Origin of the sequence: Pseudomonas kitaguniensis (assembly GCF_009296165.1) — a bacterium.
Taxonomy (GTDB): Bacteria; Pseudomonadota; Gammaproteobacteria; order Pseudomonadales; family Pseudomonadaceae; genus Aquipseudomonas; species Aquipseudomonas kitaguniensis.
Genome location: NZ_VUAZ01000036.1, coordinates 22,368 through 35,472, shown reverse-complemented (window position 1 = coordinate 35,472; position 13,105 = coordinate 22,368). Strand labels below are relative to the sequence as shown.

Here is a 13,105-nt window from a genome sequence, read left to right as displayed (position 1 = left end):
CGTCAGTCCAGCAACAGCACCTTGGCCAATACGATCTTCGGCCCTTTCATCTTCTTGATGATGATGCGCAAGCCTTCAACTTCGAGCACTTCCTCTTCTTCCGGCACGCGTTTCAAGGTGTCGTAGATCAGGCCTGCCAGGGTTTCGGCTTCGATGTGGTCGAGGTCGACGCCCAGCAGGCGTTCCACCTTGAACAGCGGCGTGTCGCCACGCACCAGCAGTTTGCCCGGCTGGTAGGCGAGGATGCCGCGCTCGGCCTTGCGGTGCTCGTCCTGAATATCGCCGACGAGCACTTCAAGCACGTCTTCCATGGTCAGGTAGCCGATGATGTTGCCGTCGGCCTCTTCCACCAGGGCAAAGTGCGCGCCGCCTTTGCGGAACTGCTCCAGCAACTGCGACAGCGGCATGTGCCGCGATACGCGCTCCAGCGGGCGCGTCAGTTCGGCCAGGTTGAACGACTCGGGAATGTGGTCCAGCGCAGCCAGTTCCAGCAGCAAATCCTTGATGTGCAGCAGGCCGACAAACTCGTTGCGCACCGCGTCATACACCGGGTAGCGGCTGAATTTGTGGCGACGGAACAGCGCGAGGATTTCCTTGAGCGGGGCGTTGAAGTCCAGCGTCACCAAGTCTTCCCGTGAGTTGGCCCAGTCGACCACTTCCAGCTCGCCCATCTCCACGGCCGAAGCCAGCACGCGCATGCCTTGGTCGCTCGGGTCCTGGCCACGGCTGGAGTGCAGGATCAACTTGAGCTCTTCGCGGCTGTAATGGTGTTCATGGTGCGGGCCAGGCTCGCCCTGGCCGGCGATACGCAGAATGGCGTTGGCGCTGGCGTTGAGCAGGTAGATCGCCGGGTACATTGCCCAGTAGAACAGGTACAGCGGCACGGCCGTCCACAGCGAGAGCAGTTCGGGTTTGCGAATCGCCCAGGACTTGGGCGCCAGTTCACCGATCACGATGTGCAGGTAGGAAATCACGAAGAAGGCGGCAAAGAACGACACGCCCTTGATCACTTCCGGCGACTCGACGCCCACAGCGCCCAGCAACGGCTCGAGGATATGCGCAAAGGCCGGCTCACCGACCCAACCAAGGCCCAGGGAGGCGAGGGTAATACCCAACTGGCAGGCCGACAGGTAGGCGTCGAGCTGGTTGTGCACGGTGCGCAGGATTTGCCCGCGCCAGCCGTTTTTGTGGGCGATGGCCTCGACCCGCGTGGCGCGCAGTTTGACCATGGCAAATTCCGCCGCAACGAAAAAACCGTTGAGCAGTACCAGGACCAGTGCAAAAAGAATCATGCCGAAGTCGGCGAAGAGTGTAGCGAGGGTGATACCAGGGGAAGGGTCCATGATGGGGTTTTGCAGGTTCCATTTGTTCAATAAGGGGTGGCAGTAGGCCTGCAATGCAGGCGCAAGTCGGTCAATGTAGCGGCTGACGGGGCGCTTGCCTAGTGCCCGCTGCCGGGCGGGACCGGGAAAGTGTTGTCGAAAAGCGTGAAATTCTAATGTGGGACGGGGCTTGCTCCCGATGAGGGAGTATCAGTCAGCAAATCTGTCGGCTCATACACCGCCATTGGGAGCAAGCCCCCTCCCACATTGGATGGGTGGTGTTTTTGGGTTACTCATCCTTCTCGATCACTCGCGAACGGGTCACTTGCGTCGGTGGAAAGTGGCAGGTGAAGTTACTGCCATGGCCCAGCACGCTGGTGATTTCCAGCCGCGCACGGTGGCGCAACAACACGTGTTTGACGATCGCCAAACCGAGCCCGGTGCCGCCGGTGTTGGAGTTGCGGCTGGAGTCGACGCGGTAGAACCGCTCGGTCAGGCGCGGTAAGTGCTTGGCGTCGATGCCGATGCCGGAGTCCTGCACGCTCAAGTGCGCGCCGTGCTCATCGGCCCACCAGCGGATGCGAATAGTGCCCTTGTCCTGGGTGTACTTGACGGCGTTGAACACCAGGTTGGAAAACGCGCTGCGCAATTCGCCCTCGCTGCCTTTGAGCAGCACCAGGGCGTCGGCTTCCAGGGTGATGTGTTGCCCGCGCTGGCCGGAGAGGGCCTGGGCGTCGTTTTTGATGGTCTGCAACAGGCTTTGCACGCTGACCGGTTGGTTGTCCGACGGGTAATCGGTGGCTTCAAGCTTGGCCAGTAACAGCAGGTCGTTGAGCAGGGTCTGCATGCGTGAACCTTGCTGCTGCATCTGCTGCAGGGCACGGCTCCAGCGCGGGTTGATCTCGTCGACGTTGTCGAGCAGCGTCTCCAGGTAGCCGCAGATCACCGTCAGCGGCGTGCGCAGCTCATGCGAGACGTTAGCGACGAAGTCTTTGCGCATCTGTTCCAACTGGTGAATGCGGGTCACGTCGCGCACCAGCATCAAGTGTTCGTTGTTGCCGTAGCGCGTCAGGTAAAGCTGGATGCGCACGCGGTCATTGGTGGGCGAGGGTATTTCAAGCGCTTCGTCGTAGTTCTCCTGTTCGAAGTATTCCTTGAAGCGCGGGTGGCGCACCAGGTTGGTCACCGGCTGGCCGCTGTCTTGCGGCGTCTTGAGGCCCAGCAGGGTTTCAGCCGCGCGGTTCCACCATTCCAGGTTGCCATCGCTGTCGAGCATGATCACCGCATCTTTCAGCGCGGCGGTAGACTCTTGCACCCGGTCGATCACCGCTTGCAGGCGCCCGCGAACCCGCTGGTCGCGGCGTTGCAGGTGGTAAATGCTGTCGAACACCTCGCCCCACAGGCCGTAGCCGTCGGGGGGTGCTTCCTCGGGTTTGTGTTGGCGCAGCCATTCATGCAGGCGCAGCAATTGTTTGAGGGTCCAGCCCAGGTACAGGCCGATACCCACGGCCAGGCTCCAGCCGTATTGGCCGCTGGCCAAGCCCACCACCAGGCAGCCGGTGATTAACAGCAACATGTGGCGGATCAGGGTGCCATGCCAGTTTTGGTTCACTTAAACATGCGTCCTTGTCAGCTGTTAAGGAAGGTCAGCCCGGCTCAGCTCTTGGTCGAAAACCGGTAGCCGGTGCCGCGCACGGTTTGTACCAGATTCTCGTAAGCATCGCCCAAGGCTTTGCGCAGGCGGCGGATATGCACATCGACGGTGCGCTCCTCCACGTACACGTTGCCGCCCCACACTTGGTCGAGCAATTGGCCGCGTGTGTAGGCGCGCTCCTGGTGAGTCATGAAAAATTGCAGCAGGCGGTATTCGGTCGGGCCCATCTCGGCCGGTGTGCCGTCGATGGTCACGCGGTGGCTGATCGGGTCGAGTATCAGGCCACGACCTCGATAGGCGCTTCGCCATCGGTCGGGCCGGCACGGCGCAGTACGGCTTTGAGGCGGGCAACCAGTTCGCGTGGCGAAAATGGCTTGGTGATGTAGTCATCAGCACCCACTTCCAGGCCCTGGATCTTGTTGTCTTCTTCGCCTTTGGCGGTGAGCATGATGATCGGAATATCCCCGGTCAGCTCATCACGTTTGAGGCGGCGGGCCAGTTCGATGCCGGAGGTGCCGGGCAGCATCCAGTCCAGCAAGATCAGGTCCGGCTTGCGGTCGACGATAATCGCATGGGCCTGCTGGGAGTTCTCAGCCTCCAGGCAGTCATAGCCGGCCATTTCCAACGCAACGGCGATCATTTCGCGAATGGGCGCTTCGTCGTCGACGATCAGAATGCTCCTGCCAACCATGCTAAGTCCTCTTGTCATTTAACTGTCTTGCGCCGCATTAGATAACGGAATTATTGCATTCGTGTGACAGTAATTTAGTCGCTAGGGCAATTCGCGCGTCTCTGGGCTACGCTTTGGGTCCGAATCCTGACAACCACAAAAGGAAGGTTCCGATGACTTACCGTACGATTTCCTGGAAAGCCCTGCTGGTAACGGCCGCATTGACGCTGCCGGCCCTGGCATTTGCGGCGGAGCCTGCGATGACTAAAGATGGAATGTTGGTGGACCACAAGGGTTTGACCCTTTACACCTTCGACAAGGATGCCGACGGCAAGTCGGTGTGCAAGGACCAGTGCGCGACCAACTGGCCGCCGCTGAAGGCCGAGTCTACCGACAAGTCGATGGGCAAGTGGACGGTTATCACGCGTGATGATCAAACCAGCCAGTGGGCCTATGAAGGCAAACCGGTATACACCTATAAAGATGACAAGAAAGCCGGTGACAAGACCGGTGATGGCAAGGGCGGCGCGTGGCACATCATCAAGCCCTGACTCTCGGTCTCGGTGCCACTAAGGCCTTCGCGAGCAAGCCCGCTCCCGCACTTGGAATGCATTTCAACTGTGGGAGCTGGCTTGCTCGCGAAGGCGTCCGAACAGCCACCGCAAACAGTCTCAGCGAAATGTGTAATCCGCCACGATCCCGGCAAAAATCGCCAACCCGGCCCAGTGGTTGTGCAAAAACGCCTTGAAGCATTTCAGGCGGTCCCTGTCGCGGGTGTACCAGAATTCCCAGACAAAACAGCCCGCTGCCGCCAACAACCCCAAGTGGAACCAGCCGCCCAGCTCGAATCGCATGCCCGCCAACAGCAGGCACACCAGCGCCAGGCTTTGCAGGGTGAGAATGATCACTCGGTCGGCATCGCCGAACAGAATAGCGGTGGATTTCACGCCGATCTTCAAGTCATCGTCGCGGTCAGTCATCGCGTAATACGTGTCGTAGCCCACCGTCCACAGCAAGTTGGCGATGTACAGCAGCCACGCCGTGGCGGGCAAGTGCCCGGTCTCGGCGGTAAACGCCATCGGCATACCCCAGGAAAACGCCGCGCCCAGCACTACCTGCGGGTAATAGGTGTAACGCTTCATGAACGGGTAGCTCGCCGCCAGGGCCAAGCCGCCGAGTGACAGCAGGATGGTGGTGGCGTTGGTCAGCAGCACCAGCAAGAAACTGATGCCCATCAGCACCGCAAAAAATACCAGCGCCTCTTTCGAGCTGATTTTGCCGCTCACCAACGGGCGCTGCTCAGTGCGTTTCACATGGCCATCGACCTTGCGGTCGGCCCAATCATTGATCACGCAGCCGCCGGCGCGGGTCAGCGCCACGCCCAGCACAAAAATCACGATATTGATCAACGAAGGCGAGCCCTTGCCGGCGATCCATAGCGCCCACAGCGTCGGCCACAGCAACAGGTAGATGCCGATCGGCTTGTCCATGCGGGTCAACTGAATGAAGTCCCAGGCCCTTGGGTTCAAACGGTTCAAGGATTTGAGCAAGCGTTGATACATCAGTGGTTCTCCGGATGTTCATGCAGCGCGTGCCAAAACCCCGGCAGGAAGACTTCCGCGACCAGCACGCTCAACGGCCCGCGATCAAAGCGCGAGCGGCGCGCCCACAGGCCGTCGACCTGGTCTGCAGTCGGCAGCCATTGCCGTGGGTAATGGCACACTTCAATCGCCTGGCGCGCGAATGCCTGGTCGCAGAACAGCAATTCACCCAACGAGCGGCTGCCCAACGCATCCATGTGCAAGCCGTCGCCCTGCAGGGCACTGCGAGCCGCCACGCTGCGGGCGAACACCCAAGGCTGGCCATGCCCACGCAGGTACACCTCGCGCACCCAACCGACCGTGGCCGGCGCCAGCCCCAGCGCGGCACATTCATCCGCGCGCAGGGGCTGCCAGCCTTCGAACAGCGGCGTCACGCTGAAACCGTCGTTGGACAGCCACGTCAGCCGCCGTGTCAGCGAGCCTTCGTCGAACAACCAATTGAGGGTCAGGGGCGCAGGCGCAGGGCTCAGAAGGCGTTGGGTCAGCCATTGGCAAGCATCGGGAAGGTCGATTGAGTGCGACACGGTGAGTCAGTATTGGCAGCAAAAGAGGCGGCGAGCTTACCATGGCATCCTGAGCTTTTGCCGGGCCAAACTGGCCGCATGCGTCGATCGCGCTTGCATCTGCCGGCCTCGATCAGTACAAAACGCCCTGAGCCGTGCGGCAACGTTGGTCTATCGACCGTCGGCCAAGATGCCTGGACCCTGAGGAAGCAAGTAATGAAGAAGTGGCAATGTGTAGTGTGCGGCCTGATCTACGACGAAAAAGACGGCTGGCCGGATGACGGAATCGCCCCCGGCACTCTGTGGCAGGACGTCCCGGAAGACTGGCTGTGCCCGGACTGCGGCGTCGGTAAAATGGATTTTGAAATGATCGAAATCGGCTGATCGTCGAATCAAGAAACGTCTTACAAGGAGAAAGGAATGAACGCACCTGTCGTGATCATCGGCACAGGATTGGCCGGTTACAACGTAGCCCGCGAGTTTCGCAAGCTCGACAGCGAGACCCCATTGCTGCTGATCACCGCGGATGACGGGCGCTCCTACTCCAAGCCCATGCTCTCCACCGGCTTTGGCAAAAACAAACAGGCCGATGGCCTGAGCATGGCTGAACCCGGCGCCATGGCCGAGCAGCTAAAGGCCGAAGTGCGCACGCACACTCGCATCAGCGGCATCGACCCAGGCCACAAGCGCCTGTGGATCGGCGAAGAAGCCGTGGCCTACCGTGACTTGATCCTGGCGTGGGGCGCAGAGACGGTGCGTGTGCCGGTCGAAGGCGATGCGGGCGAGCTGGTGTTCCCGATCAACGACCTTGAAGACTACGCGCGCTTTCGCGCCGCGGTGGCCGGCAAACGCCGCGTGCTGGTGCTCGGCGCCGGGCTGATCGGCTGCGAATTCGCCAACGACCTGATCCTCGGTGGTTACGAAATCGACCTGGTAGCGCCGTGCGAGCAAGTCATGCCGACGCTGCTGCACCCGGCGGCGGCTGCGGCGGTAAAAGCCGGGCTGGAAGGCCTGGGTGCGCGTTTCCACTTGGGGCCGGTGCTTAACCGCCTGCAGCGCAGCGCTGACGGCCTGGAAGCGCACCTGTCGGACGGTGAAGTGATCCACTGCGATGTGGTGGTCTCGGCTATCGGCCTGCGCCCGCGTGTCGATCTTGCCGCCGCCGCCGGCCTGCAAATCAATCGCGGGATCATGGTGGACCGCCACCTCAAGACCTCCCACGCCAATATCTACGCCTTGGGCGACTGCGCCGAGGTCGACGGCCTGAACCTGCTCTACGTGATGCCGCTGATGAGCTGCGCCCGCGCGCTGGCGCAGACGCTGGCCGGCAACGCTACCGCCGTCAGCTACGGGCCGATGCCGATCACCGTGAAAACCCCGGTCTGCCCGCTGGTGGTTTCGCCACCGCCACGCGGCACCGAAGGCGTGTGGAGCGTTGAGGGGCAGGGCGCCGACATCAAGGCCTTGTGCCGCGACGCGAGTGGCCGCCTGCTGGGTTATGCACTGACCGGCAGCGCCGTGATGGAAAAACTGGCCTTGAACAAAGAACTTCCTCCGCTGCTGGCGTAAATAGCTGTCGTTCTGTCGGAATAACCCGGTTTTTCCCGGTAGAAAGGTCGCCGCGAGACTGGCGCGGCGTCCGAGGGCATGCCATCCTCACTCCCGTCTGCCGCAGAGTAGAGCCTGCGGCGCCTTGGGCGCTGCTCCGTTAGAGAGCAGCACGGACATAACAACAAAAAACCGTCAAAGAGGCTTCACTTATGCGTAAACCAGAACTCGCAGCCGCCATCGCTGAAAAAGCGGATCTCACCAAGGAACAGGCCAACCGCGTCCTCAATGCCGTTCTCGAAGAAATCACCGGCGCCCTGCATCGCAAGGACAGCGTCACCCTGGTTGGCTTCGGCACCTTCCTGCAACGCCACCGCGGCGCCCGTACCGGCAAAAACCCGCAAACCGGTGAACCTGTGAAAATCAAGGCCAGCAACACCGTTGCGTTCAAGCCGGGCAAGTCGCTCAAAGACAGCGTCAACCCGTAACAGCGGTACGTCTCGAAGGGAGGAGGGGCGGTAAAAAGAATGGGCACGCCGGCTGGGTCGGGTGCCCATTTTTTTGTTTAAAGCGCGGGGGATTTGTTGCTATAAGCGTTAAACGCCTGCCGATCTCCGGCTAAAGCGCAAGATCGGTGGCGTTCCACCTGCAAATCGTTAAACTGTCGCGGCCACTTAATAATCAGACCGAGGCCGTTTGCATGAAATTTCGTCTTTTGCTGTGGGTACTGGGCCTGATGATGGGCAAAGCCAGCCGTACCAACCCTGCTTTCCAGCAACAGCTGGGTGACAAAGACCTGGCGTTCCAGTTGCAGACTCTTGACGGCAACGTTGCCCGTCACTTCATCGTCAAAGACCAGCGCATCACCAGCCGCTCAGGTGTTCACCCAGCGCCGGCCTTTGCTATCGCCTTCAAAGATGCCGCCTACGGTTTCGCCACGATGCAGGCCAAGAACAAGCAACTGGCGTTCATGACGGGCATTCAGGACAAGTCGATTCAGATCAAGGGCAACCCGGCGCTGGTGATCTGGTTTCAGGGCTTGACCAAGTATTTGAAGCCGAAGAAAAACAAACGCTGATTTCACAGGCCCGCCCGCTTCCACATGCGAACGCGATCAATGTGGGAGCCGGGCTTGCTCGCGATGCAGGCACCACGGTCGGTCAGACCGCAGCGCTGCGATGGCGCTTTTAACCCTGCGTGAACTGCGATGCCAGCTCGCGCAACAGCACCTCGGCATCCAGCACTTTGCCGACCACTGCTTCAGCCTTTTCGCGGCTCAAGCCCAGACGCTCCAGTAATGCATCCGGAATCGCCTCGACCGGCCCCGAGCCGATACCTCGGCTGCGCAGCAGGCGCACGGCCAGGCACACCAGGTTCGGGTACTCGGCGTATTGGCCGTCGTAGTTCGGGTCGTGCTGGAAGCGCAGGGCGGTGGACAGTTCGTCCGGCATGTCCCAGTAGCGCATCAGCCAGGCGCCGATCTGCTCGCGGCTGATGCCTAGCAAATGCTGCTCGACATAGCTGTGGCACAGGTGCGGGTTGACCTCCAGGTGACGGCAGATCAGCGAGAAGTGCGGCGGGAACACGTGCGCCAGCAACAGATAACCGAAGTTGTGCAGCAAACCGGCCAGATACGTCAGGCCAGCTTCCGGGCGCTGGGCGCGCGGCATGGCGCGGGTCAGGCCCTCGATCACCGCCGCGGTGTAGATCGACTGGTGCCAGTACGGTGTGGCCTGATGCGGGTTGTCTTTAGGCAGGCTCAAGGTTTTGCCCAAGGCCAGGCCCAGAGCGAGGTTGATCACAAGGTCAAAGCCCAGCACGCGCACGATGGCGTCTTCCACTGAACGAATTTTGCCCGGCGAGGCGTAATACGGCGACGCGGCCCAACTGACCACTTGGGCAGCCAGGGCCGGGTCGGTTTCGACCACGCCGGTGATGTCATCAATGGTGGCGTTGGGGTCGACGCGCAGCTTGATGATCTTCTGCGCGGTGTCGGCCAGCGGCGGAATCTCGATGGTGGCTTCCAGGCGTTGCTGGATTCGGCGCGCGGTAAACGCCTGCATCGCCTGGGTGATTTCCTCGCGGTCATCGTTGGGGCGGTCGAGGTTGGGCCGAATGTTGCTCAAAGGCTCGCCGAAGTGCCCGGCGCTGGCCTTGGTCAACATCGTCTTGAAGTCGTCGCTGGCGATCTCCAGCAGCACACCGGCTTCGCCCGAATGCACCAGCAAGCTCGGCTCGCTCAGCAGGCTGCCCTCGTACAGGCACGGCGAACTGGTCATCGCCGGCAGGCCTGGCAGCAGGCTCAGCTCATGTTTGCCGAGCATGCGCTCGACACGCTCCGGCGACACCGCTGTGAGGCGGCGACCCGTGAGTTCGGCGAGACGGTTGAGGTCGAGCAATTGGCTCTGCGGGAACAGCACCATGAGCGCGCCCACGGCATCTTCCAGCAGCACTGCCTGGACCTTTCGTGCGGGATTCAGGCCAGCATGTTCGGCAACTTCCGTGTAAGGGATGGCGAGCTTTGCGAGCAGAGCCTGAATGACCGACGGGGCGGTCAGTGGGGCTGTGGCGAGGGCTACTTCTGACATGGCCTGATCCAATTTCGTACAGTCACAGAAGTATAACCAGCTTGCTACCGATGTTGGTCGACTAACTGTGGTTTGTGACGTGGTTGGCGTCTAAGCGCCGCAGGCGCGCGCAGCGTACGCGCGCAAACCTCAGGCGTCACACTTGGCCGTATTGCTGCCCATGCCGTAGCCAGCGGTCCAGCAACGGGCTGACGTGATCCGGCCAGCGTTCAAGCAGCGCTTCGCCGCGTCGCGCACGGCAGGCAACAAGTCAGCATCGCGCATCAGGTCGGCGACTTTAAATTGCAGCAGGCCGGTCTGACGGGTGCCGAGCATTTCGCCGGGGCCGCGCAGTTCAAGGTCTTTTTCGGCGATGACAAAACCATCGTTGGTTTCGCGCATGATGCCCAAACGTTGGCGCCCGATCTGTGACAGCGGCGGGTGGTAGAGCAGCACGCAGTGGCTGGCGGCGCTGCCGCGGCCAACGCGGCCGCGTAGTTGGTGGAGTTGGGCGAGGCCCAGGCGCTCGGGGTTTTCGATGATCATCAAGCTGGCGTTGGGCACATCCACACCGACTTCGATCACCGTGGTGGCCACCAGCAATTGCAGGTTACCGGCCTTGAATTCGGCCATCACCGCGGCTTTTTCTGCAGGCTTCATGCGCCCATGAATCAGCCCAACCTTGAGCTCGCCTAAGGCACTGGTGAGGTCTTCGTAAGTGGTCTCTGCGGCTTGGCAGGTCAGCTCTTCGGACTCTTCAATCAGCGTGCATACCCAGTACGCCTGACGGCCTTCGGCACACGCGCCACGCACGCGTTCGATCACTTCCACGCGCCGGGTGTCGGTCACCAGCACAGTGTTGACCGGCGTACGCCCAGGCGGCAGCTCATCGAGGATCGAGGTGTCGAGGTCGGCGTAGGCGCTCATCGCCAGGGTGCGCGGAATCGGTGTGGCGGTCATGATCAACTGGTGCGGGTTCATGCGGCCGCCCACACCTTTCTGGCGCAGTGCCAGGCGCTGTTGCACGCCGAAACGGTGTTGTTCGTCGATAATCACCAGGGCCAGGTTCTTGAACTTCACTTCGTCCTGAAACAGCGCGTGGGTGCCCACCACCATCGGTGCGCCGCCCGCGATTTGCTCGAGTGCCGACGCGCGAACCTTGCCCTTGAGCTTACCCGCCAGCCACGCCACTTCCAGGCCCAGCGGTTCGAGCCAGCGCTTGAAGGTGATGAAATGTTGCTCGGCGAGAATCTCGGTCGGTGCCATCAGCGCCACTTGGTAACCGGCTTCCAGAGCCTGCAAGGCGGCGAGGGCGGCGACTACAGTTTTACCCGCGCCCACGTCGCCCTGAATCAGCCGCAGCATGGGTTCGTGCTGGCTCAGGTCGTAGGCGATTTCATTGCCGACGCGCACTTGCGCGCCCGTCGGCGCAAACCCGAGGTTAGCCAGGTATTGCGCAGGCAAGCGCTTGGCCTTGGGCATTGCTGGCGCGCGCAGCGAGCGCATGCTCTCGCGCAGGCGCTGTTGGGAGAGTTGATGGGTCAGCAGTTCTTCAAAGGCCAGGCGGTGTTGCGCCCAGTGGTGCCCCAAGGCCAGCTCGTCGACATCGGCGTCGGCGGGTGGGTGATGCAAGTAGCGAATCGCATCGTCCAGTGGCGCCAGTTGGTAGTCGCGCGCCAGCTCCAGTGGCAGCCAGTCGGGCAGGCTTTTTGGGCCGAGCATGGCCAGGGTCTGCATGCACAGCTGGCGCAAGCGTTGTTGGGTCAGGCCTTCGGTCAGCGGGTAGATCGGCGTGAGCGTGGTGTCCACCGGCGGCGGCTCGTCGCCGGTAATGGCGCGGTATTCCGGGTGGTAGATTTCCAGCCCCGAGGCACCCGGCCGCGCTTCACCGTAGCAGCGCACGCGGGTGCCGCGCTTGAGGCCGTCCTTCTGCGCGTTGCTGAAATGGTAGAAGCGCAGGCTCAAGCCGCCGGTGCCGTCCTGCAGGCGCACGACCAAACTGCGGCGCTTGCCCATCACCACGTCGGCACCACTGACGGTGCCTTCAACCACCGCATCTTGCCCAGGCCGCAAGTGGCCGATGGGCACCACACGCGTGCGGTCCTGATAGCGCAGGGGCAGGTGGAACAGCACGTCCTGGAGGTTCTCCAGGCCCACCTTGGCGAGCTTTTCGGCCATGGCTTCACCGACACCCTTGAGTGCGGTCACCGACACCTGCGACAACTCGGTCATTACAGTCGCTCAGTCATACAGGCACTTAGCTCGCGGCAGGCGGTTTGGCCACCGAGCACAGGCGGATCGAGTCGGCGAGAATCTCAATGGCTTTCGGCCGAGGGAAACTCGCACGCCAGGCAATCGCCACGGTGCGGAACGGCACCGGCGGCGTCAGTGGGCGCACGGCGATCACGCCAGGGGCATAGTGATGGCTGTCCACCGCCGACAGCGGCAGAATCGAAATACCCAGGCCGGACGCCACCATGTGGCGAATGGTTTCCAGAGAGCTGGATTCGACGGTGGTGTGTTTGGCGCCGTCATTACCCTTGGTCAGCGTCGGGCAGGCTTCCAGTACCTGGTCGCGGAAACAGTGACCTTCGCCGAGCAGCAGCAGGCTCTTGTCGTTGAGCAAGGCGGCGTCGATGGTGTCTTTTTGCGTCCACGGGTGGGAGGCTGGCATCAGCACGTAAAACGGCTCGTCGTAGAGCGGCAGGGTCAACACGTCCGCCTCCTGGAACGGCAGCGCGATGATCACCGCGTCCAGCTCACCGTTGCGCAGTTTGTCGCGCAGTACGTGAGTGAAGTTTTCTTCGATGTACAGCGGCATCTGCGGCGCGACGCGGTGCAGTTGCGGAATCAGGTGCGGGAACAGATACGGGCCAACGGTGTAGATGGCGCCGACCTTCAGCGGTGCGGTCAGCTGGTTTTTGCCGGCTTGGGCCAGCTCGCGAATGCTTTGCGCTTGTTCCAGGACCTTTTGGGCCTGCGCAACAATACCTTCGCCTACCGGCGTGAGGCGCACGGCGCTCTTGCTGCGCTCGAAAATCAGCACACCGAGTTCGTCTTCAAGCTTTTTCACACCCACCGACAGCGTCGGCTGGCTGACGTGGCAACGCTCGGCCGCGTGGCCGAAGTGCTGTTCTTGGGCGAGGGTCACGATGTAGCGTAATTCTGTAAGAGTCATAGCGGGCGTCCATGAAGTTGCGGGCCAAGCATACCGGCTGCAATCGATAGACGCACGTTATC

11 protein-coding genes and 2 pseudogenes are annotated in these 13,105 nt (G+C 61.7%); 5 read left to right on the top strand and 8 right to left on the bottom strand.

What is annotated here, in order from left to right; translation table 11 throughout:
* Window positions 1-2: 2 nt before the first annotated feature.
* The 3 genes and pseudogenes from F0169_RS07070 to phoB all read right to left on the bottom strand — a co-directional run bounded on the left by F0169_RS07070 (window position 3) and on the right by phoB (window position 3,667).
* On the bottom strand, window positions 3-1,343 hold the full coding sequence (locus F0169_RS07070; protein ID WP_058415737.1) for a hemolysin family protein: 1,341 nt from the start codon (window positions 1,341-1,343) through the stop codon (window positions 3-5).
* A 268-nt stretch (window positions 1,344-1,611) separates the two neighbouring features.
* Window positions 1,612-2,934: a phosphate regulon sensor histidine kinase PhoR gene (gene phoR, locus F0169_RS07065; protein ID WP_172979357.1), complete on the bottom strand. Its 1,323-nt coding sequence runs from the start codon at window positions 2,932-2,934 to the stop codon at window positions 1,612-1,614.
* Between the two features lie 44 nt (window positions 2,935-2,978).
* Window positions 2,979-3,667: pseudogene (gene phoB / locus F0169_RS07060) on the bottom strand (phosphate regulon transcriptional regulator PhoB).
* A 152-nt stretch (window positions 3,668-3,819) separates the two neighbouring features.
* Here phoB and F0169_RS07055 point away from each other — a divergent pair.
* Entirely contained in the window at window positions 3,820-4,197 is a 378-nt protein-coding gene (locus F0169_RS07055; RefSeq protein ID WP_058415735.1) for a COG4315 family predicted lipoprotein, read from the top strand.
* Between the two features lie 120 nt (window positions 4,198-4,317).
* Here the strand turns inward: F0169_RS07055 and ubiA are convergent, their stop codons facing one another.
* Window positions 4,318-5,208, bottom strand: coding sequence for a 4-hydroxybenzoate octaprenyltransferase (gene ubiA, locus F0169_RS07050; RefSeq protein ID WP_152746095.1), 891 nt, complete (start codon window positions 5,206-5,208; stop codon window positions 4,318-4,320).
* Entirely contained in the window at window positions 5,208-5,771 is a 564-nt protein-coding gene (locus tag F0169_RS07045; RefSeq protein WP_058415733.1) for a chorismate--pyruvate lyase family protein, read from the bottom strand. Before F0169_RS07045 ends, ubiA begins: the two co-directional genes overlap by 1 nt.
* 195 nt (window positions 5,772-5,966) lie before the next feature.
* On the opposite strand from F0169_RS07045, the gene F0169_RS07040 reads away from it, so the two are divergent.
* The 4 genes from F0169_RS07040 to F0169_RS07025 all read left to right on the top strand — a co-directional run bounded on the left by F0169_RS07040 (window position 5,967) and on the right by F0169_RS07025 (window position 8,376).
* Window positions 5,967-6,134, top strand: coding sequence for a rubredoxin (locus tag F0169_RS07040; RefSeq protein ID WP_003213373.1), 168 nt, complete (start codon window positions 5,967-5,969; stop codon window positions 6,132-6,134).
* Window positions 6,135-6,170: 36 nt separating this feature from the next.
* Window positions 6,171-7,319, top strand: coding sequence for an NAD(P)/FAD-dependent oxidoreductase (locus F0169_RS07035; protein WP_058415732.1), 1,149 nt, complete (start codon window positions 6,171-6,173; stop codon window positions 7,317-7,319).
* A 191-nt stretch (window positions 7,320-7,510) separates the two neighbouring features.
* Window positions 7,511-7,786: an HU family DNA-binding protein gene (locus F0169_RS07030; RefSeq protein WP_003213368.1), complete on the top strand. Its 276-nt coding sequence runs from the start codon at window positions 7,511-7,513 to the stop codon at window positions 7,784-7,786.
* A gap of 212 nt (window positions 7,787-7,998) precedes the next feature.
* Complete coding sequence (locus tag F0169_RS07025; protein ID WP_058415833.1) at window positions 7,999-8,376, top strand: hypothetical protein; 378 nt, start codon at window positions 7,999-8,001, stop codon at window positions 8,374-8,376.
* Between the two features lie 109 nt (window positions 8,377-8,485).
* Here F0169_RS07025 and F0169_RS07020 read toward each other — a convergent pair whose 3' ends face one another.
* From F0169_RS07020 to F0169_RS07010, 3 genes and pseudogenes are all read right to left on the bottom strand, one after another.
* Window positions 8,486-9,886, bottom strand: coding sequence for an aminoacyl-tRNA deacylase and HDOD domain-containing protein (locus F0169_RS07020; RefSeq protein WP_152746094.1), 1,401 nt, complete (start codon window positions 9,884-9,886; stop codon window positions 8,486-8,488).
* Between the two features lie 136 nt (window positions 9,887-10,022).
* Window positions 10,023-12,097 (bottom strand): annotated as a pseudogene (gene recG, locus F0169_RS07015) (ATP-dependent DNA helicase RecG).
* Window positions 12,098-12,122: 25 nt separating this feature from the next.
* Complete coding sequence (locus tag F0169_RS07010; protein WP_058415729.1) at window positions 12,123-13,043, bottom strand: hydrogen peroxide-inducible genes activator; 921 nt, start codon at window positions 13,041-13,043, stop codon at window positions 12,123-12,125.
* Between the last annotated feature and the right edge of the window lie 62 nt (window positions 13,044-13,105).

Coding starts and splice junctions, on each gene's coding strand:
- F0169_RS07070 (WP_058415737.1), bottom strand. CDS start 1,343: ATGGACCCTTCCCCTGGTATCACCCTCGCTACACTCTTCGCCGACTTC.
- F0169_RS07055 (WP_058415735.1), top strand. CDS start 3,820: ATGACTTACCGTACGATTTCCTGGAAAGCCCTGCTGGTAACGGCCGCA.
- ubiA (WP_152746095.1), bottom strand. CDS start 5,208: ATGTATCAACGCTTGCTCAAATCCTTGAACCGTTTGAACCCAAGGGCC.
- F0169_RS07040 (WP_003213373.1), top strand. CDS start 5,967: ATGAAGAAGTGGCAATGTGTAGTGTGCGGCCTGATCTACGACGAAAAA.
- F0169_RS07035 (WP_058415732.1), top strand. CDS start 6,171: ATGAACGCACCTGTCGTGATCATCGGCACAGGATTGGCCGGTTACAAC.
- F0169_RS07030 (WP_003213368.1), top strand. CDS start 7,511: ATGCGTAAACCAGAACTCGCAGCCGCCATCGCTGAAAAAGCGGATCTC.
- F0169_RS07025 (WP_058415833.1), top strand. CDS start 7,999: ATGAAATTTCGTCTTTTGCTGTGGGTACTGGGCCTGATGATGGGCAAA.
- F0169_RS07020 (WP_152746094.1), bottom strand. CDS start 9,886: ATGTCAGAAGTAGCCCTCGCCACAGCCCCACTGACCGCCCCGTCGGTC.
- F0169_RS07010 (WP_058415729.1), bottom strand. CDS start 13,043: ATGACTCTTACAGAATTACGCTACATCGTGACCCTCGCCCAAGAACAG.